The organism is Streptomyces sp. WZ.A104 (assembly GCF_002382885.1).
Taxonomy (GTDB): Bacteria; Actinomycetota; Actinomycetes; order Streptomycetales; family Streptomycetaceae; genus Streptomyces.
The window spans coordinates 1-25,353 of sequence record NZ_NWVL01000098.1; the positions used below are offsets into that span (position 1 = coordinate 1).

The following is a 25,353-nucleotide window of genomic DNA, read 5'->3' on the forward strand; positions in this document are numbered from 1 at the left end:
TGCGCCTTTCGACGGAACCCGAAGCCGTCGGACCGTCGGGCCGTCGCCCCGGGAAATGACGGGGCCCTCGCCGCTCGTCACAACAGGTCGCACCGGCGCGGGTATCGCCGTTTCCGCACGACAGGTCGCACGGGCGCGCGTATCGCCGTTTCCGCACAGCAAGGCGCACGGGCGCGCGTATCGCCGTTCCCACGCACCACGCCGAATTCGCGTGCTTCCGCGAGCCCTCGGACCGGAAATACGGCCGACAGCACCGCCCGGCTTCCGGGGCGTGATCCGGACAACCCTTCCGGAAACCCCGATGCCTCCATGCCCGTCAGGGCCCGGACTTTGCCAGCTCTTTCCAGGGACTTTCGGCCACTCTTCTCATTTGTGCAGCTGCCTGCACATTTCGGCAATGCAGGTTCATGAAGTCCGAAATGCGCTAATTGCCAACCCCGTTGACACGTGATCGGGCCAAGCTCACTGGCGTATTGGGCGCCGCACCGACGGCGCCCGCTGCATTCCCAGCACTACGAGAGGGACCGTTGTGACAGACAGCCCGCCGGCCGACTTCCTGGCCGACACCGCGACCGGACTGCCCATTCCCGACGACGCCGTGTTCGCCTCGGTCGAGGAGGAGCGCCGCCACCGCAAACAGCGCCTGGCCGCCGCGATGCGGCTGTTCGGGAAGGCGGGGTTCGCCGAAGGGATATCCGGCCACATCTCCGTCCGCGACCCCGAACACCACGACCGGTTCTGGGTGAACCCCTTCGGCCTGTCCTTCAACCAGGTCAAGGTGAAGGACCTGATCTGCGTGGATGCCACCGGCCGCGTGGTCGAGGGCGAGGGGAAGGTCAACCCCTCCGCCTTCACCATCCACTCGAAGATCCACGAGCGGCCCGAGGCCGAGGCCATCGCCCACGGCCACACCGTTCACGCCCGGGCCCTCGGCTCCCTCGAGCGGCTCCTGGAGCCGCTCGACCAGGAGTCCTGCGCCTTCTACGAGAACCAGGTCCTCTACGGCGACTACGACGGCCCCGCGATCAGGATCGAGCACGGCGAGGACATCGCCCGCCGGCTCGGCGACAAGAGGGCCCTGCTTCTGCGGCACCACGGGCTGCTCACCGTCGGCGGCAGTATCGAAGAGGCCGTGCACTGGTTCTTCACCTACGAATCGTGCGCCCAGGTCCAGCTCGCCGCGCTCGCCGCGGGCACCCCCAAGCCCATGAGCCACCAGCAGGCCCTCGCCGCTCGCGACGGATTCGGCGACGACCAGCTCGGCCGCTTCAGCTTCCAGGTCATGTGGGACGAGATCACCGCCGAGCAGCCCGAACTGCTCGACGAGCGATGAGTCCGGAGCACACGCCATGAGCGCACACCTCACATCAGCCAAGCGCGAGATGGCCAAGGCCGTCATCATCGTCGCCCTCGTGCAGTTCGTCGTCGGTGGCTGGTTCTCCTGGACGGCCTCCCGCTCGGAGCCCACCCGCGTGCCCGTCGCCGTCGTCGCCGACAACGGCCCGTACAAGCAGCTCGACGCGCTCCTCGGGGCACACGGCGACGACTTCGACACCCGTCGGGTCGACACCGCGGGCCGGGCCGAATCGATGCTGCGCGACCGCGAGGTCTACGGTGCCTTCGTCCAGGACGACGCCGCCGGTCACGGCTGGCGGCTCAAGGTCGCCTCCGCCGCCTCCCCCGCTGTGTCCGCCGCACTGTCCGGGCGGCTGGCCGAGCTGACAGGCACCTCCGAGCTCGTCGAGGAGGTCGTCCCCGCCAACGGCAGCGACCCGCACGGCTCCGGCATGACCATGGGGTTCTTCCCCCTGATCGTCACCTCCGTCATCATCGGCCTGCTCCTCGTCCTCAAGGTGCCCGACGCCCGCCTGCGCCTCGCCGGTGTCGCCGCGTTCGCCGTCCTCTCGGGACTCCTCAGCTCACTCATGCTGACCGTCGTCTCCGATGTGCTGCCCGGCTCCTTCCTGACCAACGCCGCTGCGATCGTGCTGCTGGAACTGGGTATGGCGGGCTTCATCACCGGCCTCGGCGCCCTGCTGGGCCCGGGCGGAATCGCCGCTGGAGCCGTCGTCATGTTCCTGATCGGCAACCCCCTCTCCGGCATCGCCACCGGCCCCGACCTGCTGCCCGGATGGCTCGGCAGCCTGGGCCAGCTCCTGCCGCCCGGCGCGGCGGGATCGTTCATCCGCGCCGAGGGCTCCTTCGCGGGTACGGGCAGCGGCTCGCCCCTCGCCGTACTGACCGGGTGGGCCGTCATCGCCCTGGCCCTGCTGCTCCTCGCCGTAGTCAAGGGACGTCGCAGGCGCCCGGAAGACGCCCGCGTGCTCCAGAACGTCTGACCAGGGAAACCACACACTCCATGAACGACATGACCGATCAGATGTCCAACGAGCGGATGGCCGACAAGCGCACGGCCGACGAGCGCACGGCCGACGAGCGGATGGCCGACGACATAGCCATCATCGGAGGCGGTGCGGCGGCCGTAGCGGTACTCGACCGTCTCGCCCGGCTGCCCGAACCCGGCAACGGCCGCGTGGTCGTGTTCGAACCCGACGGCTCCCGGCTGTGGCGGGGCCGCGCCTACCAGCACGACACCGACTCCGTGCTGGTCAACATCCTCCCCGCGGAGATGTCCGCCACCGTCGGCGACCCCGGCGCGTTCGCCGACTGGCTGAAGCGCACGGAATCCCCCTACGGCGGCGGCGCCTGGGACGAGGACGGCCACTTTCCGCCACGCCATGTCTTCGGCTCCTACCTGGAGCACACCGCCGAGCAGGCCGTCTCCTCCCTGTCACTGCGCGGCAGGCCCGTCACCGTCGTCCACCGCCGGGTCACCCGGGTGCGGGACGCGGACCCCTTGCTCGACGTCACCGACGACAGCGGGGACACCTGGCGGTTCGGCCATGTCATCTGCGCCGTCGGTCCCGGAATCCCGGCCGACCACTACGGGTTGACCGGTGAGGAAGGCTTCCTCCCCGACCCCTATCCGTTGGCCGACACCCTCGCCCCCATCCCCGCGGACACGGCGGTCGCGGTGATCGGCACCGGCCTGGCCGCCGTCGACACGGTCGTGTCCCTGTACCGGGCCGGACACACCGGACCGGTCGTCATGGCCTCCCGCAACGGATGCCTCCCCGCGATCCGGCAGCGCCCGGTCCACCCCGAGATCCGCCACTTCACCCCGGCCCGCATCCACGACATCGCCGCCGACGGCCACCCGATCGGTCTGGAACAGCTGACAGACCTGCTGGCCGAAGAGCTGCGCGCCCACGGCGCCGACCCCGCCATCGCGCTGGACGAACTGATGTCGGCCGAGCGCGAGGACCCGCTGGACAGGCTGCGCCGCCAGTACCAGGAGATCGACCACCCCGACACCGGCATGCGCGTCATGCAGGAGGCCGTGCCGACGACCGGCCCGGACGCCTTCCCCCTCCTGCACCCCGAGCTCCAGGACTACATCCGCGAGAACCTCTACCGGGGCATCATGTCGCTGTGCTGCCCGATGCCGCCGGAGAACGCCCGCATCCTCCTGGACATGGCCGACCGGGGCCAACTGCACGTCGAGCGGGGCCTGCACACCGTCAAGCCACGTGACGGCGGGGGCTTCCTGCTCGGCGCGGACCGGTCGGAGGAGGCCGACCGGGTCGTCAACGCCGTCTCCGCACCGGCCCACCGCATTCCCGAGGCCGCCCGTGCCGTGTTCACGTCCCTGACGGAGGCGGAGCACGCCGAGTACCACCCGGCCGGCGGGATCGCCGTCGAACCGGCCACCTCCCGGGCGACCGTCGACGCACGGCCCCACCAGCGGCTGTACGCCATCGGGGACGTCGCCGGAGGCACCTTGTTCTTCACCTCCGGCATGCCCTCGATCGTCGACCGGGCCCAGGACATCGTCAACGCCGTCAGCGGCACCGGCCGGAAGGGCTGAGAACCATCAACACCTCCACCATGACCCGCCGTTCGCTGCTCCGGAACGCCGCCATCGCGGCGACCGCCGCCGCCGGGGTCACCGCCGTCACCGCCGTGGCCACGGCCTCCGCGTCACCGGAGCGCCCCGTGGAGGCCGCAGCCGAGGAGACGGACCCGGCCGTCCCGTTCGACGAGGTCTACAAGGGCCGCCGGATCGAGGGCAGGCCGGTCCCGGAGGGCCACGCCCACCACGGCGGCGGGGCCGCCCACGGGGCCTCCGCCACGGGCACGACCCGCACCGCGGGCCTGGCCCGCACCGCTGCCGCCTCCTCGCACGAGCAGGGCTTCCCGCCCGCCCCGGCGGTCGAGATCAAGATCGACGGGAGGGTGCTGCACGTCATGCGCCGCGCCGACGGCACGTACATGAGCCTCCTCAACCACTACGAGTCCTTCCCGACCGCACGCGCCTGCGCCCAGGCCGCGGTCAACAACCTCGGGCCCAACTCCCAGCTGGCCCTCGGCAACATCCACGGCTGACCGGCCGCCAGCCACCAGCTGTCCGTCTCCGCCCCAGCGACACCGCAGGAGCACCTTCTCCGTGCACATCCGCAAGAACTGCAAGGACCTGACCGCCGTCGAGCGCAAGCGCTTCATCGACGCGGTCCTCGAAGTGAAGAGCAAGGGCGTCTACGACGACTACGTCAGGACCCACGCCCACTATTTCGTCGCCGACGGCGAGGGCGGCAAGCGCTACGGCCACATGGGCCCCAGCTTCCTGCCCTGGCACCGCGCCATGCTCATCGACTTCGAGAACGAGCTGCGCAAGGTCGACGACCGCGTCACCCTCCCCTACTGGGACTGGACCTCCGAACAGTCCACCAGCGAAATCCCCTGGACCGATGACTTCCTCGGCGGAAACGGCCGCGCCGGTGACCACCAGGTCACGAGCGGCCCGTTCGCCCACCGGGCGGGCCGGTGGGACATCAACGTCCAGGTCACCAACGACCCCTTCCTGATGCGCGACTTCGGCGGCTGGAACAACGGGGTCTCGCTGCCCGGCCCGGCCGACCTCGAAGAAGCGCTGTCCGACGCGCGCTACGACAGCTACCCGTACGACTCCACCGCCACCACCACCGGCTTCCGCAACAAGCTGGAGGGCTGGACCGTCGGCCAGGACGTGGGCTGGAAGCTCCACAACCGCGTCCACGCCTGGGCGGGCGGCCAGATGACCGGCGGCAGTTCACCGAACGACCCGGTCTTCTGGCTGCACCACTGCTTCATCGACCTGATCTGGACGCGGTGGCAGGAACGCCACAAGGACGCGCCCCAGTACCTGCCGGAGAAGCCCATCGCGGCAGGCGACAGCCAGCACGGGCGCGTCCTGTCCCTCGACGAGAAGCTCACACCGTGGGACGTCACCCCGCGGCAGATGCTCGATCACACCGGGTTCTACCGGTACGCCTGACCTCCCCGCTTCCCGGGGCGGCGCCCCTGCGTCCGGTACCGAGAACACCGGACCGCGCGGGCGGCCAACTCATCTCATCCGTACACCACTCATCACCGCAGCAAGGAGCTGATCCGTCATGCGCAAGACCGCCAACACCGCTCGGGCCGCCCGGGCCCTCGTCCCCGCACTCGCCCTCGCCTCCGCCGTCGCCCTCGCGGGACCGGCCGCCGCCGACGCCCCCGCCCGCACCGGCACCACCGTCGGCGCGGCCGTCGAGCAGAACCGCAGCGAGCTGCCCGCCTTCGCCGGACACTCCTACCGCCTGGAGGTCGACAACGGCGTCGTCTTCCACAACAGCTACTCCGCCGACGGCACGAAGCTCCACTGGGAGGCGACCGCGGGCCCGATGAAGGGCAACAGCGGCGACCAGGACCTCGCGGTGAAGAAGGTCAACGACGGTGTCTACCACGTCAACTGGGTCGAGGAGTCCGGCATGACCGTCTCCCACGTCATGGACCTGAACTCCGGGAACGTCTCCGTCTACTGGACGTACGTCAACGAGAGCGGCGACCGGGTCGGCGAGCTGCACACCGCCACCCTCACCCGCATCGCCTGACCCACCGGGTGACGCCACCGGGCCGGCCCGACCTCCACGGGCCGGCCCGGCCCCTTGCCCCAGGACCAGCCTGATCTCCCCCAGCCCCCGCCTGCCTTCCGGCACCTTCCCGAGGAGCCCCGTGGCCGCACCTGCCGCTACCCGCGCACCGCACCCCCCGCAGCACCCTCCCGCCGAGCACCGACTCAAACCCCACCTGGCCTCCCGCCACCTGACCATGCTCGCCCTCGGCGGTGTCATCGGGGCCGGTCTCTTCGTCGGCTCCGGTCAGGGGCTGGCCCTCGCCGGGCCCGCGGTCCTCGTCTCCTATCTGCTCGCCGCGCTCATCGCCCTCGCCATCATGCGGATGCTGGGCGAACTGGCCGCCGCCCTGCCCGTATCGGGGTCCTTCTCCGTATACGCCGACAAGGCGCTGGGGCCCTGGGCCGGGTTCACCACCGGCTGGCTCTACTGGTGGATCACCGCGATCGCCATCGCCGTCGAAGCCGTCGCCGCCGCGGGCATCGTCCACCAGTGGATACCGGCACTGCCCAGCTGGACCGCCGCCCTCCTCTTCATGGCCCTGTTCACCGCGCTGAACACGCTGTCGGTGAAGATGTTCGGTGAGGCGGAGTTCTGGTTCGCGTCCCTCAAGGTCGCCGCCATCATCGCCTTCATCGCGCTCGGCGTCGCCGCCCTGGCGGGCTGGCTGCCCGGTACTCCGTCCCCCGGCACGGCCCATCTCACCGGGCACGGGGGCTTCGCCCCGCACGGCGTCACGGGCATCTTCGCCGCTCTGCTCGCCGTCATCTTCGCCTTCGGCGGCATGGAGGTCATCGCCATGGCCGCCGCCGAGTCCGCCAACCCCTCGCTCGCCGTCTCCCGCGCCGTACGGTCCGCGATCTGGCGTATCGCCCTGTTCTACATCGGCTCGGTCGCCGTCCTGGCCGCCCTGCTGCCCTGGACCTCCGCCCGGCCCGGGCACAGCCCCTACCCGCAGGCCCTGGAACGGCTCGGCATTCCCGCCGCGGGCACGGTCACCGAGGCCGTCGTCCTCATCGCGCTCCTCTCGGCCCTCAACGCCAACCTCTACGGCACCTCCCGGATGCTGCACTCGCTCGCCCTGCGCGACGACGCTCCGGCAGCCCTCGCCCCGGTCAGCCCCAAGGGCTCCCCGCGCCGGGCCGTGGTCGCGTCCGCCGCCATCGGGTTCCTGTGCATCCCGCTGGAAGCGGCCCGGCCCGGAGGCGTACTGCCGGTGCTGGCCGAGGCCATGGGCGGGGCCATGCTGTTCATGTGGCTGACGGTCGCCGTCTCCCACCTGGTCCTGCGCCGCCGACTCGAACGGACACAGCCCGACCTCCTCGTCCTGCGTACCCCCGGCTTTCCCGGTGTCACCATCGCGGTGATCGCCGTCCTCGTGGCCGTCATCGCGGCCATGGCCTTCGACCCGTCCGCCCGCGGCCAGATCCTCGCCTCCGCCCTGCTCGCCTGCGTTCTCGCCGGAGTCGGCCGTCTACGCCGACGCGGCTGACGGCCTGCGACGAGAACGCCGGGGAGCGACGAGAGGCATCAGGGAACGGCAAGGTCCTCCGCACCGTCGTGCGTGGCCTCCGCCTGGGCGATGAGGTAGCCGAGCTGCGCCCGCGACCGCGATCCCAACTGCTGGGAGATACGGGACACATGACCGGCCACGGTCCGCCGCGACACCCCCAGCCGGCGCGCGATCGCGTCGTCGGTGTGACCGGACACGAGGAGCCGCATCACCGCCCGCTCCACCTCGTCCATGATCACCGGCTCCCGCGCGCGCACCACCGGCGCCGACACGGGCGTGCCCCGCTGCCAGGCATCCTCGAACACGCAGACGAGGAAGGCCACGATGCCCGGGTGGGTGATCTCCACCGCCCCCGCGTGCGGCGAACCGTCGCTGTGGACCAGGTAGGCGCTCGAACGGTCGCACAGCAGGAGTCGGCCGATCACCTGGTCCACGGTGCGGACATGGCCGCCCGCCTCCTCCACCCGCGCGATGTGCCGCAGCAGTTGGGCGTTCGTCTGCGCCGCATGCGGATACAGCGTGCGGTGCGTCACCCCCCGCGGGACCAGCCGGGGGTCTTCCAGGTCGAAGGCGTTGCGCTCGCCCAGCGGCTGGATCGTGGCCAGCTCGCTGCGGCAGGAGCGGACCGCCTTCTCCAGCGTGGGCATGACCACACCTTCGCCGTCGATCCGGGCCACGCTCGAACGGGCCTCGCGGACCGCCGCCCGGTACATCGCCTGGACGGAGGAGAAATCGGAGCGGGCCCGCTGCACGCGCTGCCTGCCGCGCCGGATGTCTTCCTCCAGCGGTTGCAGCAACTCATCGAGCGCTACGTCCGGCGCCACCGGCACCAGCAGCCTGGGGTCGTCCGGCGGAGGGGTCACCAGGCCGAGCCGTAGCAGGCACCCGGGTGCCTGGGCCAGTGGCATACAGCCCTTGATCACCGCGTAGCGGTACCTGGCCAGGCCCTGCGCGCACACCGTCGACGGGTCCTCCCCGCACGAGCACCCGGACGGCTGAGAGGTCTGTCTGTCCCTTTCACGATCCAGCATTTCATGATTATGCACTCAATTTCCAAGGAAATCGGCTGAGCGGCCCCTTAGCGTTCCAGTGCAGACCCCGCACCCACCTAGGAATCGCAGGAGAGACCTCCCTATGACCATCAATGGCACCACCGTGCTCATCACCGGAGCCGGAGCCGGTATCGGCCTGGCCACGGCGCGACTGGCAGCCGAACGCGGCGCCCATGTCGTCCTCACCGACCGCAACGAGGACGCCGTACGCCAGGCGGCCGAGACCATCGGCGGCCGGGCAGAGTACCGCGTGCTGGACGTGACCGATCCCGCCTCCGTCGACGCGGCCGTGGGCTCGCTGGAGCGCGTGGACCACGTGTTCACCAGCGCGGCGGGAATCACCGTCGGCCCGTTCGAGGAACTCGGCGAGGACGACTTCCGACGCTTCTACGAGATCAAGTGGTGGGGCCAGTACCGCGTCCTGAAAGCGGCCCTGCCGCGCATCCCGCGGGCGACCGGCTCGGTCACCCTCATGTCCGGCTACCTCTACCGCAAGCCCGAACTCGGCTACTCGGCCTTCGCCGCGGTCAACGGAGCGATCGAGGGCCTGGTGAAGTCCCTCACCCACGAGCTCGCGCCGCTGCGGGTCAACGCCCTGGCCCCCGGCCCGGTGGACACCCACGCGTCCCGGATGCCCGCGGACGAGCACGCCGCCTACCGGGAATCGGTGTCGCGGCGGCTGCCCGTCGCCCGGCCCGGGGAGGCCGACGAACTCGCGCACGCCGCCCTGTTCCTCATGGAGAACACCTTCACCACGGGCATCACCCTCGACATCGACGGAGGCATTCGATGACCACCACCAACACCGCTGCCAACGCCACCGCCACACAGGTGCTGGGCGACCTGCTCCAGGAGTGGCAGAGCCGGTTCAACGAGCCCGATCCCGAGCGGGCCGCCGCCCTGTTCACCGAGGACGCGCTCTTCCAGGGCCTTTTCCCGGACCCGGTCACCGGACCCGAGAGCATCGCCGGCTACTACCGGCAGGTCCCCCCGGGCACCCGGGCCGTCGCCCGCGTCCTGCACGCGTACCGGGGCGGGGACGACTGGATCGGCGGCCTCGCCCAGGTCGTCTTCCACCAGCACGACGGCGACATACCCGTACGTCTCTCCCTTGTCGCCGTCCGCGGCGACGAGGGCTGGCGCATCCGGCAGTACCACGTCTCACGTCTCTGAGCTCCGGCCGCCTTCCCCCGCCCGCTGACCGCCGCCGCGCTCCTTGCCCCTCCTTCCCGCCCCTCGGCTCGCCTCTCCTAGGCTTCTGGCTGGAGGAAAGTCACCAGAGGAAGTAGTCACGGGGGCGGGGGCGGGACCGGGACATGGGCACAGGCGTGGGCAAGGGTGCCAGAACGGTGGCGCAGCGCCGGAGTATCGCGCTGCACGAAGCGCCCGCGGTGGCCGCGTTCCTGGGACTCGTGCCGCTTTCGGTGTTCGCCGCGACAGCGGTGTGGGCCCTCGACGGGGACCGTGAGCGCCGCTTCCTGCTGTTGATGGTCTGTCTGGGGGCCGCCGTAGCCGGAGTACTGGCGCTCGCCGCGTACCGGATGCTGCGCGGAACCCAGAAGACGGCAGATGCGGTGTCGGCGGTCCTGTACGAGGACCCCGATCGCATCGGCTCTCCGCCCGCCCTGCCCGACTCCGTACCGGGCCAGGCCGGATGGCGGCTGCTCACCTGGGCGTACGGTACGGCCTTCGCCGGGGGACTGGTCGGCTTCTGGTTCCTCGGCGTGGGCGAGCCCGGGAAGGACGGGCGGCTCCACTCCACCGGTGAACTGTGGGCCTGGGGCGGCAGCCTTGCCGTGATCGCCCTCTACTGCGCGCTCAACGTGGAGGGTTCCGTCCCCCGCGCCCTCCCCGGTCACACCCGTGCCGTTCGGGGGACCGTACGCGGCGGGCAGGTGGTGGCCGCGGCCGGGGACGATCCGCGCGGGCCGCTCCCTGTCGATCTACGCTTTCGGGGGACGGACACCAATGGCCTGACCGCCGCGATGGAGGGGCGGAGCCTCTGGCTCTGCTGGGGCACCCGGCGGGTCAAGCAGGACTTCACCCAGGACGGGCCGTCCCGCCTGGACTGCGCGGCGCTTCTGGTCTTCGACGGCGGACAGGCGGTACGGGCCCGCGCTCTCTTCCCTCCAGGCCGCTCCCCCTGGGCCGAGGGCGCCACGACCGGCTCGCCCGAAGCCCCCGTCGACCCCGCCCGCGAGGTCGCCGCCTGGAACCCCCGGTCACTGTGGCCGCTGACGCTGCCCGGCGGAGGATTCGGGCTGTACGCCCTGGCCGGGCTGTGCGCCGGGGGCCTGTTCACCGAGGGTGCGCCGCGCGGGCTGCTCGCCGTGGTCGGCGCCATCGCGCTGGCGACAGCACGCGGGCAGCACTTCCCCCTGATGTACGAACGGGCTCTCGCCCCCGCCTGGTACCGCGACCGCTCCCCCGCACGCCCGGAGACGGCGGCGTACGCCCTCCCGCTGCCGGCCGAGCCCGGCACGGTCCGGGATGCGGCCCGGCCCGTGCCACACGCGACACCCGGCGCGGTCCAGGCTCCCCCACCCTCCGTGGAGCACACGGAGCCCGGCACGGAACGGGTGCGCCGCGCCCTTCGCAGGGCTCCTGTGCTCACCGCCCTCGCCATGCTCGCCCCGCTCTCCGCGATCGTCGCGCTCGGAGTGTGGCTGACCTGGCCGGGCAGGGAAGCGCGGCTCGCGCTTACGGCGGGCTGTCTGGCCGTCGCCGCCGGAGTGCTGATCGTGCTGCTGATCCACCGGATCGCGACCGGCCCGATCCACCCGCACGAGATCGAGGAGGCGCGCGGCGCGGCCAACGGCGTACAGGACACCGCACGGCGCCTCCGCCTGCGAAAGGCCCGCTACCTCTTCGGAACGATCGCCATCGGGGGCTGGCTGTCCGCCCTGGTCTTTCTGATACCCGCCGGTGACGTCACCTCCAGCCCCCTCCTCGATCGGCTCCGCGCGGAAGGCGCCGTCGTCGCCGATGTGACCATCGAGCGCGTCAGTCATGTGGAGGACCACTACATGACGTTGAAGAACGGTCGCCGCGTCCGCGCCTCCGTGACCGAGGACCTGACCGTCCGGCTCCCCACGGACAGCGGCTCGTTCGGCTTCGCCACCATCCGCACCGAAAGCGGGAATGAACACGTCGCGGGTCACCGCATCAAGGTCGTCTACGCCCCGGGCAGGACGTCCCTCGGCGCATACATCGGCGGTGATTCCCGCACGTTCGGCGAGGCCGGGCTGGGCAACTGGCAGCACTACCAAGACGATCTCCAGCGTCTCCTGGACGACCGTGCGCTGTCCGCCCGGCAGATCGGGTGGCTCGGCGCCCTGTGGCTTCTGGGCACCGGTGCCTGCGTGTTCGCGGCGTACACCGGCCGGGCGGACAAGCCGGGCGCCGTCCCGACCTGGCCGCTGACGATCACGTACACGTCCTTCATGACGGCAGGGTTGTCCCTCGCAGGCAGCGCGGTGCTGCTCACCGATCACGTCCTCGGCTTCGGCCGCCTGGGGCTCGGCGCCGTCACCGCCCTCTGCGCGATGGCGAGCGTCACCATGCACCGCGCGCCGGATGAGGAAGGTCCCGCCCGTGCCCTGGAGAAGAAGCCGACGCAGCAGAAGGGTGCGTGAACACCCGTTTCCCCCGCCGTCCAGTCGGCCGGACGGGCCACCTGGGACAACGGAGAAGAGTGCATAGAGCTGCACCGGCTACTCCATCCACCGCAGATCTGAGCTCCCCCAGCAGGTCAACAGATGGTCACCTTCCGAAGAAAGCAAGCAATGACAGGCCTCTTCTCGCCACCAATGAGGAATCAAACGATCAATTCAGGACTCTTCCCTCACTCGTCCAGCCTATCCAGGCACATGCCTCTAGCCTCCGGGGAAGGGCGCCTGCCGTAGTTGCGCCCTCTCGACCACAAGGAGCGGCGCAGCATGCGCGGGGAGGGGTGCGGTTCATGACTACTGAGATCCGGGAATATCCGCAGGTCTACACCGAGATCATCCAAGTAACGCCCGAGAAATGCACGGCCTGGATGGAGAACCGGACGTGCAACCGAGTGCCACTGAAGCGCTCAAACATCGACAAGTTCAAGAATATTCTGCGTGAAGGCAAATTCCGGACCACGCATCAGGGGTTCGCCCTCGACCGGCACGGCTGTCTCATCGACGGACAGCACAGGGCCGCCGCTCTCATCGAGACCAAGATGACCGTCACCGCGCAGGTCACCTACAACCTCGACCCCGAGGCCTTCGCCGCTATCGATGGCGGCCGGGTGCGCACGGCTGGAGACTTCGTCGCGAAGCTCACCGATATGAAGCAGAGCACATCCAACGTCTACGGTGCCGCGCTGAAGATTCTCCACAACCGGGCGGCAGACGTTCACTGGACACGCTGGACCAACGGCCGCCTGACCGCGGAGCAGCTTCAGGGACTGGTCGAGAAGTGGCCGGTTGAAGAGGAGCTCGTCCTCCGCCTCGTGAGCAAGGGAAAACAGTGCCACTCCAGCGCGACGGGACTGACCGTCGCCTACAAGGTCATCACGGAGAGGTGGCCGACCGAGGTCGCCGACCTCTTCTTCCACGGTATCGGTGACGCCAGCCGTGAGTTCGTCGGGAAAGACCCCCGGGCCATGTACACGAACACCATGCTCAACGTGAACCGTGGAGTCGTCAGCCGGGACAGTGTCCAGCAGTCGGCGCAAGCCATCAAGGCCTTCAACGCCCTGATGACGGGCGAGTCGATCGGCACACTGAAGAAGATGAAGATGGCCGGTGTGAAGACCGTCGCGGACCGCCGGACCGGCGAGGAAGTACAGCAGGAGTATCTGGCCGACCGCTATCCGGACGTCGTTCCGCCCACCATCCAGGTCAGCACCACCTGGCTCGGGGAGGACGCCAGGCGACTCTTCGGCTAAGGGGCTGTCCCGCACAATCCCTGGGGATCCGGCATCGGGACAACCCGGCCACGGCCGCTCTCGATGCCGGATCCCGGCGCGTTCGTTCCTCTCGCACCCACACCCCGGCTCCCGCCTTCAGCGCCCCCTTGCCGCAGCTCACGGCGAGGTTCACGGAACTCCGTAGCGTCACCGTGACCGTCTTCGAGCTCCTCACCGCCACGTACGTCCCGGACGAATTCTGCAGGCGCGACGAAATGCTCGGGCTGTCGCTGGAGGACTGCGTACGGTTCGAACCGTCCGTCACCACCGGATTCAAGGCAGCAGCGAGGTTCTCGCACGGCGAACACGGCACGGCCGCCGGGCACTCCGAGCGCGGCGCCTCCACCCGGACCGAGGCCCCCGGCGCCGCGACGAAGGGGCCTCAGTCCTCGCCCTCCAGGTTGCCTTCCGTCTCCAGGTAGACCTGGCGCAGCGCTTCGAGAACCGCCGGGTCAGGCTTGGCCCACATGCCGCGCGACTCGGCCTCCAGCAGGCGTTCGGCGATGCCGTGCAGGGCCCAGGGGTTGGCCTCCTGGAGGAACTGGCGGTTCTCCGGGTCGAGCACGTACGTCTCGGTGAGCTTGTCGTACATCCAGTCCGCGACGACGCCCGTCGTCGCGTCGTACCCGAAGAGGTAGTCCACCGTGGCCGCCAGCTCGAACGCGCCCTTGTAGCCGTGGCGGCGCATCGCCTCGATCCACTTCGGGTTGACGACCCGCGCGCGGAAGACTCGGGACGTCTCCTCGACCAGCGTGCGCGTGCGGACGGTCTCGGGGCGGGTGGAGTCCCCGATGTACGCCTCCGGGGCCGTGCCCTTGAGCGCGCGCACGGTGGCCACCATGCCGCCGTGGTACTGGAAGTAGTCGTCCGAGTCCGCGATGTCGTGCTCGCGGGTGTCGGTGTTCTTCGCGGCGACCTCGATGCGCTTGTAGGCGCTCTCCATCTCCTCCCGGGCCGGGCGGCCGTCGAGCTCACGGCCGTAGGCGTAGCCGCCCCAGACCGTGTAGACCTCGGCGAGGTCGGCGTCGGTGCGCCAGTCGCGGGAGTCGATGAGCTGGAGGAGGCCCGCGCCGTACGTGCCGGGGCGGGAGCCGAAGATGCGGGTGGTGGCGCGGCGTTCGTCGCCGTGTTCGGCCAGGTCGGCCTGGGTGTGCGCCCGCACGTAGTTGCGCTCGGCCGGCTCGTCGAGCGAGGCGGCGAGGCGTACGGCGTCGTCGAGCAGCCCCACCGTGTGCGGGAACGCGTCCCGGAAGAAGCCCGAGATGCGGAGGGTGACGTCGATCCGGGGGCGGTCCAACTCCTCGTACGGGATGGGCTCCAGGCCCGTCACCCGGCGCGAGGCGTCGTCCCAGACGGGGCGGATGCCGAGCAGCGCGAACGCCTCGGCGATGTCGTCGCCCGCCGTGCGCATCGCGCTGGTGCCCCAGAGGGAGAGGCCGACCGAGGTGGGCCAGTCGCCGTTGTCGGTGCGGTAGCGGGTCAGCAGCGATTCGGCCAGCGCCTGACCGGTCTCCCAGGCGAGCTTGGAGGGGACGGCCTTCGGGTCGACCGAGTAGAAGTTACGGCCCGTGGGCAGGACGTTGACCAGGCCTCGCAGGGGGGACCCGGAGGGGCCTGCGGGCACGAAGCCGCCGTTCAACGCGTGGACGGCGTGGGTGAGTTCGTCGGTCGTTGCCGCCATGCGCGGGACGACCTCGGTGGCCGCGAAGGTGAGGATGTCGGCGACCGCGTCCGGCAGCCCGGCGGCGACGGACGCCACGGCGGCCGGGTCCCAGTCGGCGTCGTCCATCGCCTGGACGAGCGCGCGGGCCTGCTCCTCGATCGCGTCGGCGGCGGTGCGGGTGGCGGCCGACTCGTCGAGTCCGAGCGCCTCGCGCAGGCCCGGGAGGGATGCCGTACCGCCCCAGATCTGGCGGGCGCGCAGCACCGCCAGGACCAGGTTGACCCGGTCGTTCCCGGCGGGCGGGTTGCCGAGCACGTGCAGGCCGTCGCGGATCTGGACGTCCTTGATCTCGCAGAGCCAGCCGTCGAGATGCATGATGAAGTCGTCGAAGCCCTCGTCCTCCGGGCGGTCCTCCACCCCGAGGTCGTGGTCGAGCTTCGCGGCCTGGATCAGCGTCCAGATCTGCGCGCGGATCGCGGGCAGCTTCGCCGGGTCCATGGCGGCGATCTGGGCGTGCTCGTCGAGGAGTTGCTCCAGGCGCGCGATGTCGCCGTAGCTGTCGGCGCGGGCCATCGGCGGCACCAGGTGGTCGATCAGCGTGGCGTGGACGCGACGCTTGGCCTGCGTGCCCTCTCCCGGGTCGTTCACCAGGAACGGGTAGATGAGAGGGAGATCACCGAGGGCGGCGTCCGGACCGCAGGCGGCGGAGAGCCCCGCGTTCTTGCCGGGCAGCCACTCAAGGTTCCCGTGCTTGCCCAGGTGGATCATGGCATCCGCGCCGAACCCGTTGTCCTCGGCGGAGGCGGCGATCCAGCGGTACGCGGCCAGGTAGTGGTGGGACGGCGGGAGATCGGGGTCGTGGTAGATCGCGATCGGGTTCTCGCCGAAACCGCGCGGCGGCTGGATGAGGATGAGGAGGTTCCCGCGGCGCAGGGCCGCGAGGACGATGTCGCCCTCCGGGTTCGCGGACCGGTCGACGAACATCTCGCCGGGGGCCGGTCCCCAGTGCCGCTCCACGGCGTCGCGCAGCTCCTCGGGGAGCGTGGCGAACCAGCGGCGGTAGTCGGCGGCCGGGATACGAACGGGGTTCCGCGCCAACTGCTCCTCGGTCAGCCACTCCTGGTCGTGGCCGCCCGCCTCGATGAGCGCGTAGATCAGCTCGTCGCCGTCGCCGGAGACCAGACCCGGGATCTCCTCCTCGGGGCCGAAGTCGTAGCCCTCGGCGCGCAGCCGCCGCAGCAGGGCGACGGCGCTGGCGGGGGTGTCGAGGCCGACCGCGTTCCCGATCCGGGAGTGCTTGGTCGGGTAGGCCGACAGCACGAGCGCGATCTTCTTCTCGGCGTTGGGGATGTTGCGCAGCTTCGCGTGGCGTACGGCGATACCGGCGACCCTGGCGGCGCGCTCGGCGTCGGGGACGTACGCCGGGAGCCCGTCCTCGTCGATCTCCTTGAAGGAGAAGGGCACGGTGATCAGCCGGCCGTCGAACTCCGGCACCGCGATCTGGGTGGCCGCGTCCAGCGGGGAGACACCTTCGTCGTTCTCCTCCCAGGCGCTGCGCGGGCTGGTGAGGCAGAGCGCCTGGAGGATCGGCACGTCGAGCGCGGTCAGCGCGCCCGCGTCCCACGACTCGTCGTCGCCCCCCGCCGACGCCTCGGCGGGCTTGGTGCCGCCCGCCGCGAGGACGGTGGTCACGATGGCGTCCGCGGCGCGGAGTTCGTCGATCAGCTCGGCCTCGGGCGTACGGAGAGACGCGACGTACAGCGGGAGCGGCCGGGCCCCGGCGTCCTCCACAGCCGTGCACAGCGCGTCGACGAACGCCGTGTTCCCGCTCATGTGGTGGGCGCGGTAGTAGAGCACGGCGACGGTCGGCGCGCCCTCGGGCACCTCGCGGGCCTCCCGCTCCAGCGGGCCCCACGCGGGCGCGGGGGCGGGCGGCTCGAAGCCGTGGCCGGTCAGCAGCACGGTGTCCGACAGGAACCGGGCGAGCTGCTCCAGGTTGGCGGGCCCGCCGTGCGCGAGGTAGGCGTGCGCCTCGGCCGCGATGCCGATCGGCACGGTGGAGGCGGCCATGAGCTGCGCGTCCGGGGCCTGCTCACCGGTCAGCACGACGACCGGCCGGCCGGTGGCCAGCACCGCGTCCAGCCCTTCCTGCCAGGCCCGTACGCCGCCGAGAAGCCGTACGACGACGAGGTCGACGCCGTCCAGCAGCTCGGGCAGTCCGTCGAGGTCGACGCGGGAGGGGTTGGCGTACCGGTAGCTGACGGGTCCCTCGGAGGCGCGGGCGCTCAGGAGGTCGGTGTCGGACGTCGACAGGAGCAGGATCATGCTGCGTCAGGCCTTCCTCGGGGTGTCCACGCCCCGGGCGGTGTCGGAGGGTCTCCCCGCGCCCGGCGGAGGGCCGTGCGCTGCGCCCGGTGGGAGACCGGCCGCGCGGGGAAGGGAGTTCCTGACTCGTCCGGCCGGTGGCGTCGGCCGGGCTCACAGTGGCGGGACCGCGCCGGATTCACACCGGGCTTCCTCCCCTGTCGCCGTCTGGCGATGGCGGCCTGAACGGACCACCGCCTGCATCCTAAGCGGCGGGGGCCGGGTGGGGCAGGGGGCGGGGGTGCGGTGGTGATCACGCTCCGGTGCGGGAGGGGGACACTCACCTGTCCGGGGCGGGGACACCATCCAGTGCGGGACGAGGCACACGCACCGGTCCGGGACGAGGAGGGGAGGGGCTGGGCGGCGGTGCTCCGCAGGTCACGGCGGAGGCCGGGGCCCCGCCGCCCGGACCGCTGTCCCGCAGGTCACAGGTGCGAGCCTGCCGGAGGCGCCCGGGTGGTCGGTATGCTCGCCGCCATGCCCGATTCCGCCCCCTCGCCCGTTTCCCCGGGTGGTGTCCCCCCGCGCGCCGGGGGCGACGCCTGCCCGGGAACGCTGCGGCTGCACCGGGCCGACGACGGGGCGCTGGCCCGCGTACGGGTTCCCGGTGGTGTGCTGACCGCGGATCAGGCGGACGCCCTGCTGGCCGCGGCGGCCCGGTTCGGGGACGGTGAGCTGCATCTCACCTCGCGGGGCAACGTCCAGCTGCGCGGCCTCGGTACGGAGTGCGGCGGCGAACTCGCGGGGCTGCTCTCGGCCGCCGGGCTGCTGCCCTCCGCCGCGCACGAGCGGGCCCGCAACATCGTGGCCTCGCCGCTCGCCGGACTGGACGGTTCGCCCGTGCTCAGGACCTGGCTGACCGGGCTGGACCGGCTGGTGTGCGGGTCGCCCGCCGCCGCAGCGCTCTCCGGCCGCTTCCTCTTCGCCCTCGACGACGGGCGGGGGGACGTGGACGCCCTGGGCGCGGACGTGACCCTGATCGCGGAGGGCCCGGACGTCCTGCTGCGGATCGGGGGCGCCGACGAGGTGTTCCGGCTGCCGCCCGCCTCGGACGCGCCGCGCGCCGCGCTCCTGGCCGCCGAGGCGTTCCTCCGCGCCGCCCGCGACTCCGGGGCGTGGCGCGTGAAGGACCTGCCCGACGACGTACGCACGGCCCTGCCCGGCGAGGTCGCGCGCGCCGTCGGGGCTGCGGTGACTGCGCCCGTACACCGGCCCCGTCCCCGTAAACCGGCCGCTCCCGCACCCGGAGCTCACGGCTCCACGGCCGCGACCAGCACCGCGATCAGCGTCGACGTACCCCTGGGGCGGCTCGTCCCCGGCCAGTGGCGGCTGCTCACGGAGACGGCCCGGCGGTACGGCGGCGAGCTGCGGCTCACCCCGTGGCGCGGGGTCGTCCTCCCCGGCCCGTTCGGACGCGGACAGGACGAAGCGGCGGAAGCACTCCGCACGCTGGACGCGGCCGGGCTGATCACCGGCCCCGGCTCCCCGTGGACCGGGGTCGGCGCCTGCATCGGCCGCCCCGGCTGCGCGAAGGCGCTGGCCGACGTGCGGGCCGAAGCGGGGGCCGCTGTCGGACCGGCCGGGCGGCTGCCTGTGTACTGGTCCGGGTGCGAACGCCGCTGCGGCCACCCGCACGGGGAGTGGATCGACGTGGTCGTCACGCCCGACGGGCACCGCATCTCCCACGTACGGGGGGAGCGGCGGGACCCCCCGACGGCGGTGACGGTTGGGAACGACCCGGCCGCGCTGGCGGCAGCGGTGGCCGCGGCCCGCGCCTGAGCACCCTCCCCCGATCAACCGACGGCAGAAGAAAGCGACAGCACTGTGCACCAGTACGAGAAGGACGGACCGGCGATCTACCGCCAGTCCTTCGCCACCATCCGCGCGGAGGCGGATCTCGCCGGGCTGCCCGCCGACGTCAGCCAGGTCGCCGTCCGGATGATCCACGCCTGCGGCATGGTCGACCTGGTACGCGACCTCGCCTTCTCGCCGGACGCCGTGGCCGACGCCCGAGCCGCCCTGCGCTCCGGCGCACCGATCCTCTGCGACGTGGCGATGGTCGCCAGCGGCGTCACCCGCAAGCGGCTGCCCGCGAACAACGACGTGGTGTGCACGCTGTCCGACCCCTCCGTGCCGGAGCTGGCCGCGAAGATGGGGACGACGCGCAGCGCGGCCGCCCTGGAGCTGTGGCGGGAGCGCATGGAGGGGGCCGTGGTCGCGGTCGGCAACGCGCCGACCGCGCTGTTCCGGCTGCTGGAGATGATCGAGGAGGGCGCCCCGCGCCCCGCCGCCGTCATCGGCGTCCCGGTCGGCTTCATCGGCGCGGCCGAGTCCAAGGACGCCCTGGCCGAGCACCCTTCGGGCCTGGAGCACCTGATCGTGCGCGGCAGGCGCGGCGGCAGCGCGATAGCGGCGGCGGCGCTCAACGCCATCGCGAGCGAGGAGGAGTAGTGAGCGCTCCCATGGCTTCTCCGGTGAACGACACCAGCACGGGCGGGGGCAAGCTCTACGGCGTCGGGCTCGGCCCCGGCGACCCGAACCTGATGACTCTGCGGGCCGTCCAGGCCATCGACGAAGCGGACGTCATCGCGTACCACAGCGCCCGGCACGGTCGCTCGATCGCCCGGTCCATCGCGGCGGCGCACCTGCGGCCGGACCACGTCGAGGAGGCCCTGGTCTACCCCGTCACGACGGAGACCACGGACCACCCCGGCGGTTACCGGGGCGCGCTGGAGGAGTTCTACGAGAAGGCCGCGGCCCGCCTCGCGGCGCATCTGGACGCCGGGCGGACGGTAGCCGTCCTCGCCGAGGGCGACCCGATGTTCTACGGCTCGTACATGCACATGCACAAGCGCCTGGCCGACCGCTACACCACTGAGGTCATCCCGGGCGTCACGTCCGTCAGCGCGGCCGCGGCCCGCCTCGGCACCCCGCTGGTGGAGGGCGAGGAGATCCTCACCATCCTCCCCGGCACGCTGCCGCAGGAGGAGCTGACGGCCCGTCTCGCCGCCACGGACACGGCGGTGGTGATGAAGCTGGGCCGTACGTTCCCGGCGGTGCGCGGGGCGTTCGAGGCGTCGGGCAGGCTGGCGGAGGCGAGGTACGTGGAGCGGGCGACGATGGCCGGGGAGCGCACGGGCGAGCTGGCCGAGATCGACCCGGAGTCGGTTCCGTACTTCTCGGTGGCGGTGCTGCCGAGCCGGATAGACGCGCCCAGGCCTTCGGGTTCCTCCGATGCGACGGGCGAGGTCGTGGTCGTCGGCACCGGCCCGGCGGGCCCGCTGTGGCTGACACCGGAGACGCGGGGTGCGCTGGCGGCCGCGGACGACCTGGTCGGCTACACGACCTACCTGGACCGGGTGCCGGTCCGCCCCGGCCAGGCGCGGCACGGCTCGGACAACAAGGTGGAGTCGGAGCGGGCGGAGTTCGCGCTGGACCTGGCCCGGCGCGGCCGCCGGGTCGCGGTGGTCTCCGGCGGCGACCCCGGGGTCTTCGCGATGGCGACGGCGGTGCTGGAGGCGGCCGCGCAGGAGGAGTACGCGGACCTTCCCGTACGGGTGCTGCCCGGGGTCACCGCGGCCAACGCGGCGGCGGCGCGCGCCGGCGCGCCCCTGGGCCACGACTACGCCACGATCTCCCTCTCGGACCGCCTCAAGCCGTGGGAGGTCATCGCGGAACGCCTGCGCGCGGCGGCCTCGGCGGACCTGGTGCTGGCGCTGTACAACCCGGGCTCGAAGTCCCGGACATGGCAGGTGGGCAAGGCCCGCGACCTGCTCCTGGAACACCGCTCTCCGGACACCCCGGTGGTGTTGGCACGCGATGTGGGCGGCCCGACGGAGAGCGTACGTACGGTACGGCTGGCCGACGTCGACCCGGCGGAGGTGGACATGCGGACGCTGCTGATCGTGGGCTCGTCGCAGACGCGCTGGGTGCGCCGCGGCGAGACCGGCCGGTCCATCGTGTGGACGCCGCGCCGCTACCCGGAGGCGTAGAGCTTCCGTACCCACCGCACGGCCTCGTCGGGCGTACGGGCCACCGGCACCCCTTCGGGGACCGGTGGCCGCCGGACGACGACGACGGGAATCCCCGCCTCGCGGGCGGCGGCGAGCTTGGGAGCGGTGGCATCGCCGCCACTGTCCTTCGTCACCAGGACATCGACGCGATGGCGACGGATGATCTCCCGCTCCCCGTCGAGATCGAACGGCCCCCGGTCGAGCAGCACTTCCATCCGGACCGGGCAGGGCGGATCGGGGGCATCGACGGACCGTACGAGGAACCACAGCGCGTCGAGGCCGGCGAAGGCGGCGAGCCCCGTCCGCCCGGTGGTGAGGAAGACCCGCTCGCCCAGCGCCGGCAGGAGCTCGGCGGCCTCGGCGAGCGACCCGGCGAAGTGCCAGCGGTCACCGTCCTGGGCGACCCAGCCCGGGCGACGGAGGGCGAGGAGGGGAACATGGGTCTGCGCGGCGGCCTCGGCCGCGTTCCGGCTCATGGTCGCGGCGAAGGGGTGGGTGGCATCGATGAGGGCGTCGACCCGGTGCTCACGCATCCACGCGGCGAGCCCGTCGGGGCCCCCGAACCCGCCGACGCGCACCTCACCGGGGGGCAGCCGGGGGGCGGCGACGCGCCCGGCGAGCGAGGTGGTGACGCGGACGCGCCGGTCCCCGGCGAGGCTTTCGGCCAGCCGGCGCGCCTCGGTCGTGCCCCCCAGGACAAGAACACGCAGCGCATGCAGCACATCAGGACCAGGCATCGGAACGGACTCTCTTCATGAGCGGTGAGGCGCGGGGCGGTCGCAGTGCCCAACTCAAACACACCGGCCTGCGCCCCGGCTGGACGACCGGTGCCTGTGCGACGGCGGCGACGACGGCCGCGTACACGGCACTGCTGACCGGCGACTTCCCGGACCCGGTGAGCATCACGCTGCCGAGGGGCCAGACCCCGGCGTTCGCACTGGCGGTGGAGGAGCTGGGGCCCGGGCGGGCGAGCGCCGGGGTGGTGAAGGACGCGGGCGACGACCCGGATGTGACGCACGGCGCGCTGGTCCGGTCGACGGTACGGAGGCTGCCGCCGGGCTCCGGAGTGGTGTTCCGGGCAGGCCCGGGCGTCGGTACGGTCACGCTCCCCGGCCTGCCGCTGGACGTCGGGGAGCCCGCGGTGAACCCGGTCCCGCGCCAGCTGATGCGCGAGCACGTGGAGCGGGTCGCGGCGGAGCACGGGGAGCGGGCGGACGTGGAGGTGACGGTCTCCGTGGACCACGGCGAGGAGATCGCCCGCTCCACCTGGAACGGACGCCTCGGCATCCTGGGCGGTCTGTCGATCCTGGGTACGACGGGGGTGGTCGTCCCCTACTCCTGCTCGGCCTGGATCGACTCGATCCGCCGGGGCGTGGACGTGGCGAGGGCGGCCGGCCTGACGCATGTGGCCGGCTGCACGGGGTCGACGTCGGAGAAGACGGTGGTGGCGGAGTACGGCCTGCCGGACATCGCGCTGCTGGACATGGGGGACTTCGCGGGCGCGGTCCTGAAGTACGTACGCCGCCACCCGGTGGACCGCCTCACCATCTGCGGCGGCTTCGCCAAGCTCTCGAAGCTGGCCGCGGGCCACCTCGACCTCCATTCGGCCCGCTCCCAGGTGGACAAGGTCTTCCTGGCGGACCTGGCCCGCAGGGGCGGCGCGGACGAGGCCCTGGCAGCCGAGATCGCGTCCGCCAACACGGGCTTGGCGGCGCTGAGGCTCTGCGAGGCGGCGGGGGTACCGCTGGGCGACCTGGTGGCGGCGGGGGCCCGGGAGGAGGCCCTGTCCGTGCTGCGGGGCGCGCCGGTCGAGGTGGACGTGATCTGCATCGACCGGGCGGGGGTGGTGGTGGGGCGGGGGTAGTCCGTCAGCTCGGCCCTCCGCTCCCCTCCCCGGCCTGGCCTGCCTGGCCTGGGCCCACTGATGTCAGTACCGCGGGCCATACTCGTGATCGTGCTGCTGCGCCGCCCGGGCTCAGCGGCAGGAGGGGAGTGACATGGCTGAGGTGCTGGTGTTCCACCATGGGCACGGGCTGACCGTCGGAGTCCGCGAGTTCGCCGAGCGTCTGCGGCGGGCAGGACACACCGTGCACGTCCCGGACCTGTACGAGGGGCGGGTATTCGACAGCCTTGAGGAGGGCATCGGTTACGCCGGGACAGCCGGGTTCGGCACGATCGTCGCCCGCGGAACCGCGGCCGCCGAGAAGCTGCCCGCGGAGCTCGTCTACGTCGGGTTCTCGCTCGGCGTCCTGCCGGCGCAGAAGCTGGCCCAGACCCGCCCCGGTGCCAAGGGCGCACTGTTGATCGAGGCATGTGTCCCGGTCTCGGAGTTCGGCGGTGCCTGGCCCGAGGACGTCCCGGTCCAGATCCACGGGCTGGACGCGGATCCGTTCTTCGTCGGGGAGGGCGACGTGGACGAGGCCCGCGCGCTCGTCGAAGCCGCGGTGGACGCCGAGCTGTTCCTCTACCCCGGTGACAGGCACCTGTTCACCGACGAAAGCCTGCCGTCGTACGACGAACAGGCCGCGACGCAGGTCACCCAGCGGGTGCTCGGCTTCCTCGGCCGTATCGCATAGCTCGGATCACGTCCCGTGGCAGGCCCGCGGTGGGCCGGTACGGCAGTGCCCTCATGCCCCCGTTACCGGCGCTACCGGCGTAACCGGCCGGTCGCCGAGGGCCAGTTCGTGGCCCTCGCACCACAGGGCGGCGGCTGCCTGGAGGATCTCCGAGCGGTCCGAACCGTCCGGCCCGTCCCCCGGCAGCATGGGCACCACCGCGGTTCCCCCCGTGTACACCGGGGACTGCCGGAAGGCCAGGGAGGTCAGGGTGCGGCCCGGTCCGCATTCCACGAGCAGCCGGTGCCCGCCGGCGAGCAGCGCGGTCAGTGCGGGCCCGAAGTGGACGGGGTCGGCTATCTGGCGGGCCCAGAACCGCGCGGAGCCCGTTTCCTGCGCCGTGAGCAACCGGCCTGTGTAGCCGGACCGGACGGGGAAGCGGACCGGGCGGGGCCGGGCGTCGAACGCCCGCTCGGCCGCCGCCACGGCCGGTTCCATCGCCGGGCTGTGGAAGGGGGTGGTGGCGGGAACCGGCCGCAGAATCCAGCGGTCGAGAGTGAGACGCTCCGCCACGGCTGCGAGGTCCCCGCTCGGCCCGGCCAGCATCGTCCGGCGCGGGGCGTTCACGGCCGCCACCGCGACCTGCCCGGACAGGTACGGGACCAGCTCGTCCACCGAGGCCGCCACGGCGACCATTCCGCCGGGCGGGACCGACACGGCGGCCCGCACCCGGCCCCGTACCAGTGCGACGGCTTCCCGGAGGGTGAACGCCCCCGCGAGGGTCGCCGCCACGACCTCGCCCGCGCTGTGCCCCAGCGCCTCGGCCGGAGTGACGCCCCAGCTCATGAGCAGTCGGCCCAACCCGTAGTCGACGGCGAACAGCAGGGGCTGAGCCCGGCGTCCGTCATCGATCGGGATGCCCGGACCGGTGCCGGTCCCGAGCCAGTCGGCGCGGATCTTCTCGCCCTCGGCCCCCCACGCCTCCAGCACCTCGTCGACGGCCGCCCGGAACACGGGGTCGTCGCGGTACAGCCCGGTGGCCATACCCTCGCGCTGGGAGCCCTGGCCGGGCAGCAGCAGGACGACCGGCCGGGGCCCTTCGGCCGGGACCCGCCGCACCGGGGCGGCCGCGAGGTCGTCGAGGGCACGGGCCCCCGTCGTGACGACCGCCCCGCGCACCGGCCCCGGGGCCGGACGCGGTGCCGGGGCCCCGGTGCGCAGCGCTTCGGCGACCTCGGCCCGGGCCGCGCGTTCGCCT

General features: G+C 72.1%; 21 protein-coding genes and 1 riboswitch. Of the genes, 17 read left to right on the forward strand and 4 right to left on the reverse strand.

Annotated features, from left to right (window positions below; translation table 11 throughout):
- Positions 1 to 529 precede the first annotated feature (529 nt).
- The 7 genes from CIB93_RS33335 (at position 530) to CIB93_RS33360 (ending at position 7,485) form a co-directional block, all read left to right on the forward strand.
- Positions 530 to 1,333: a class II aldolase/adducin family protein gene (locus CIB93_RS33335; protein WP_257002477.1), complete on the forward strand. Its 804-nt coding sequence runs from the start codon at positions 530 to 532 to the stop codon at positions 1,331 to 1,333.
- Between the two features lie 16 nt (positions 1,334 to 1,349).
- Positions 1,350 to 2,339, forward strand: coding sequence for a hypothetical protein (locus CIB93_RS38265; RefSeq protein ID WP_179500333.1), 990 nt, complete (start codon positions 1,350 to 1,352; stop codon positions 2,337 to 2,339).
- A 20-nt stretch (positions 2,340 to 2,359) separates the two neighbouring features.
- The gene (locus tag CIB93_RS33340) at positions 2,360 to 3,928 is read left to right on the forward strand and encodes an FAD/NAD(P)-binding protein (RefSeq protein WP_179500334.1); all 1,569 of its coding nucleotides are present in this window, start codon (positions 2,360 to 2,362) and stop codon (positions 3,926 to 3,928) included.
- A 20-nt stretch (positions 3,929 to 3,948) separates the two neighbouring features.
- The gene (locus CIB93_RS33345) at positions 3,949 to 4,446 is read left to right on the forward strand and encodes a tyrosinase family oxidase copper chaperone (protein ID WP_096632375.1); all 498 of its coding nucleotides are present in this window, start codon (positions 3,949 to 3,951) and stop codon (positions 4,444 to 4,446) included.
- A gap of 61 nt (positions 4,447 to 4,507) precedes the next feature.
- Positions 4,508 to 5,374 (forward strand): tyrosinase family protein, encoded by an 867-nt coding sequence (locus CIB93_RS33350; protein ID WP_096632377.1) that lies wholly within the window; start codon positions 4,508 to 4,510, stop codon positions 5,372 to 5,374.
- 118 nt (positions 5,375 to 5,492) lie between these two features.
- Positions 5,493 to 5,972 (forward strand): MoaF N-terminal domain-containing protein, encoded by a 480-nt coding sequence (locus CIB93_RS33355; protein ID WP_096632379.1) that lies wholly within the window; start codon positions 5,493 to 5,495, stop codon positions 5,970 to 5,972.
- A 121-nt stretch (positions 5,973 to 6,093) separates the two neighbouring features.
- Positions 6,094 to 7,485 carry an amino acid permease gene (locus tag CIB93_RS33360; protein ID WP_096632380.1) on the forward strand — a complete coding sequence of 464 codons (1,392 nt, stop codon included), beginning with the start codon at positions 6,094 to 6,096 and terminating at the stop codon, positions 7,483 to 7,485.
- 38 nt (positions 7,486 to 7,523) lie between these two features.
- Here the strand turns inward: CIB93_RS33360 and CIB93_RS33365 are convergent, their stop codons facing one another.
- Positions 7,524 to 8,537 carry a helix-turn-helix transcriptional regulator gene (locus CIB93_RS33365; RefSeq protein ID WP_096632382.1) on the reverse strand — a complete coding sequence of 338 codons (1,014 nt, stop codon included), beginning with the start codon at positions 8,535 to 8,537 and terminating at the stop codon, positions 7,524 to 7,526.
- A gap of 103 nt (positions 8,538 to 8,640) precedes the next feature.
- Between CIB93_RS33365 and CIB93_RS33370 the strand changes: the two genes are divergently transcribed.
- The 5 genes from CIB93_RS33370 to CIB93_RS33390 all read left to right on the forward strand — a co-directional run bounded on the left by CIB93_RS33370 (position 8,641) and on the right by CIB93_RS33390 (position 13,922).
- On the forward strand, positions 8,641 to 9,351 hold the full coding sequence (locus tag CIB93_RS33370) for an SDR family NAD(P)-dependent oxidoreductase (RefSeq protein ID WP_096632383.1): 711 nt from the start codon (positions 8,641 to 8,643) through the stop codon (positions 9,349 to 9,351).
- Complete coding sequence (locus CIB93_RS33375; protein ID WP_096632385.1) at positions 9,348 to 9,731, forward strand: nuclear transport factor 2 family protein; 384 nt, start codon at positions 9,348 to 9,350, stop codon at positions 9,729 to 9,731. The genes CIB93_RS33370 and CIB93_RS33375 overlap by 4 nt, the downstream gene beginning before the upstream one ends.
- A 143-nt stretch (positions 9,732 to 9,874) precedes the next feature.
- Positions 9,875 to 12,193 carry a hypothetical protein gene (locus CIB93_RS33380; RefSeq protein ID WP_096632387.1) on the forward strand — a complete coding sequence of 773 codons (2,319 nt, stop codon included), beginning with the start codon at positions 9,875 to 9,877 and terminating at the stop codon, positions 12,191 to 12,193.
- A gap of 326 nt (positions 12,194 to 12,519) precedes the next feature.
- Positions 12,520 to 13,479 carry a hypothetical protein gene (locus CIB93_RS33385; RefSeq protein ID WP_257002478.1) on the forward strand — a complete coding sequence of 320 codons (960 nt, stop codon included), beginning with the start codon at positions 12,520 to 12,522 and terminating at the stop codon, positions 13,477 to 13,479.
- A gap of 173 nt (positions 13,480 to 13,652) precedes the next feature.
- Complete coding sequence (locus tag CIB93_RS33390; RefSeq protein ID WP_096632388.1) at positions 13,653 to 13,922, forward strand: hypothetical protein; 270 nt, start codon at positions 13,653 to 13,655, stop codon at positions 13,920 to 13,922.
- Here CIB93_RS33390 and cobN read toward each other — a convergent pair.
- The gene (gene cobN, locus CIB93_RS33395) at positions 13,883 to 17,488 is read right to left on the reverse strand and encodes a cobaltochelatase subunit CobN (RefSeq protein ID WP_096632390.1); all 3,606 of its coding nucleotides are present in this window, start codon (positions 17,486 to 17,488) and stop codon (positions 13,883 to 13,885) included. The genes CIB93_RS33390 and cobN overlap by 40 nt on opposite strands.
- A 115-nt stretch (positions 17,489 to 17,603) precedes the next feature.
- Positions 17,604 to 17,683, reverse strand: a riboswitch (cobalamin riboswitch).
- A 309-nt stretch (positions 17,684 to 17,992) separates the two neighbouring features.
- Here cobN and CIB93_RS33400 point away from each other — a divergent pair.
- From CIB93_RS33400 to CIB93_RS33410, 3 genes are read left to right on the forward strand one after another with little or no spacing between them, the layout of a single operon-like run.
- A complete protein-coding gene (locus tag CIB93_RS33400; RefSeq protein WP_096632402.1) occupies positions 17,993 to 19,306 on the forward strand; it encodes a cobalamin biosynthesis protein CobG in 1,314 nt (437 codons plus the stop codon).
- A gap of 45 nt (positions 19,307 to 19,351) precedes the next feature.
- Positions 19,352 to 19,978, forward strand: coding sequence for a precorrin-8X methylmutase (locus CIB93_RS33405; RefSeq protein ID WP_096632391.1), 627 nt, complete (start codon positions 19,352 to 19,354; stop codon positions 19,976 to 19,978).
- A gap of 11 nt (positions 19,979 to 19,989) precedes the next feature.
- On the forward strand, positions 19,990 to 21,519 hold the full coding sequence (locus tag CIB93_RS33410; protein WP_257002479.1) for a precorrin-2 C(20)-methyltransferase: 1,530 nt from the start codon (positions 19,990 to 19,992) through the stop codon (positions 21,517 to 21,519).
- Here the strand turns inward: CIB93_RS33410 and CIB93_RS33415 are convergent.
- Positions 21,504 to 22,277 (reverse strand): cobalt-precorrin-6A reductase, encoded by a 774-nt coding sequence (locus CIB93_RS33415; RefSeq protein WP_096632394.1) that lies wholly within the window; start codon positions 22,275 to 22,277, stop codon positions 21,504 to 21,506. The two genes, CIB93_RS33410 and CIB93_RS33415, sit on opposite strands and share 16 nt — an antisense overlap.
- Positions 22,278 to 22,294: 17 nt before the next feature.
- Here CIB93_RS33415 and CIB93_RS33420 point away from each other — a divergent pair, with 17 nt between their 5' ends.
- Both CIB93_RS33420 and CIB93_RS33425 read left to right on the forward strand, forming a co-directional pair.
- Positions 22,295 to 23,404, forward strand: coding sequence for a cobalt-precorrin-5B (C(1))-methyltransferase (locus CIB93_RS33420; protein WP_096632396.1), 1,110 nt, complete (start codon positions 22,295 to 22,297; stop codon positions 23,402 to 23,404).
- A gap of 133 nt (positions 23,405 to 23,537) precedes the next feature.
- On the forward strand, positions 23,538 to 24,116 hold the full coding sequence (locus CIB93_RS33425; RefSeq protein ID WP_096632397.1) for a dienelactone hydrolase family protein: 579 nt from the start codon (positions 23,538 to 23,540) through the stop codon (positions 24,114 to 24,116).
- A 51-nt stretch (positions 24,117 to 24,167) separates the two neighbouring features.
- On the opposite strand, the gene CIB93_RS33430 is transcribed toward CIB93_RS33425, so the two are convergent.
- On the reverse strand, positions 24,168 to 25,353 hold a 1,186-nt coding region (locus CIB93_RS33430; RefSeq protein ID WP_306454835.1), incomplete at its 5' end, for an acyltransferase domain-containing protein.

Excerpts from the sequence above, each read along its gene's own strand:
- CIB93_RS33375 (WP_096632385.1), top strand. The coding sequence starts at position 9,348 with ATGACCACCACCAACACCGCTGCCAACGCCACCGCCACACAGGTGCTG.
- CIB93_RS33355 (WP_096632379.1), top strand. The coding sequence starts at position 5,493 with ATGCGCAAGACCGCCAACACCGCTCGGGCCGCCCGGGCCCTCGTCCCC.
- CIB93_RS33340 (WP_179500334.1), top strand. The coding sequence starts at position 2,360 with ATGAACGACATGACCGATCAGATGTCCAACGAGCGGATGGCCGACAAG.
- CIB93_RS33420 (WP_096632396.1), top strand. The coding sequence starts at position 22,295 with ATGAGCGGTGAGGCGCGGGGCGGTCGCAGTGCCCAACTCAAACACACC.
- CIB93_RS33400 (WP_096632402.1), top strand. The coding sequence starts at position 17,993 with ATGCTCGCCGCCATGCCCGATTCCGCCCCCTCGCCCGTTTCCCCGGGT.
- CIB93_RS38265 (WP_179500333.1), top strand. The coding sequence starts at position 1,350 with ATGAGCGCACACCTCACATCAGCCAAGCGCGAGATGGCCAAGGCCGTC.
- CIB93_RS33415 (WP_096632394.1), bottom strand. The coding sequence starts at position 22,277 with ATGCCTGGTCCTGATGTGCTGCATGCGCTGCGTGTTCTTGTCCTGGGG.
- CIB93_RS33380 (WP_096632387.1), top strand. The coding sequence starts at position 9,875 with ATGGGCACAGGCGTGGGCAAGGGTGCCAGAACGGTGGCGCAGCGCCGG.
- CIB93_RS33370 (WP_096632383.1), top strand. The coding sequence starts at position 8,641 with ATGACCATCAATGGCACCACCGTGCTCATCACCGGAGCCGGAGCCGGT.
- CIB93_RS33410 (WP_257002479.1), top strand. The coding sequence starts at position 19,990 with ATGGCTTCTCCGGTGAACGACACCAGCACGGGCGGGGGCAAGCTCTAC.
- cobN (WP_096632390.1), bottom strand. The coding sequence starts at position 17,488 with ATGATCCTGCTCCTGTCGACGTCCGACACCGACCTCCTGAGCGCCCGC.
- CIB93_RS33385 (WP_257002478.1), top strand. The coding sequence starts at position 12,520 with ATGACTACTGAGATCCGGGAATATCCGCAGGTCTACACCGAGATCATC.
- CIB93_RS33425 (WP_096632397.1), top strand. The coding sequence starts at position 23,538 with ATGGCTGAGGTGCTGGTGTTCCACCATGGGCACGGGCTGACCGTCGGA.
- CIB93_RS33345 (WP_096632375.1), top strand. The coding sequence starts at position 3,949 with ATGACCCGCCGTTCGCTGCTCCGGAACGCCGCCATCGCGGCGACCGCC.
- CIB93_RS33365 (WP_096632382.1), bottom strand. The coding sequence starts at position 8,537 with ATGCTGGATCGTGAAAGGGACAGACAGACCTCTCAGCCGTCCGGGTGC.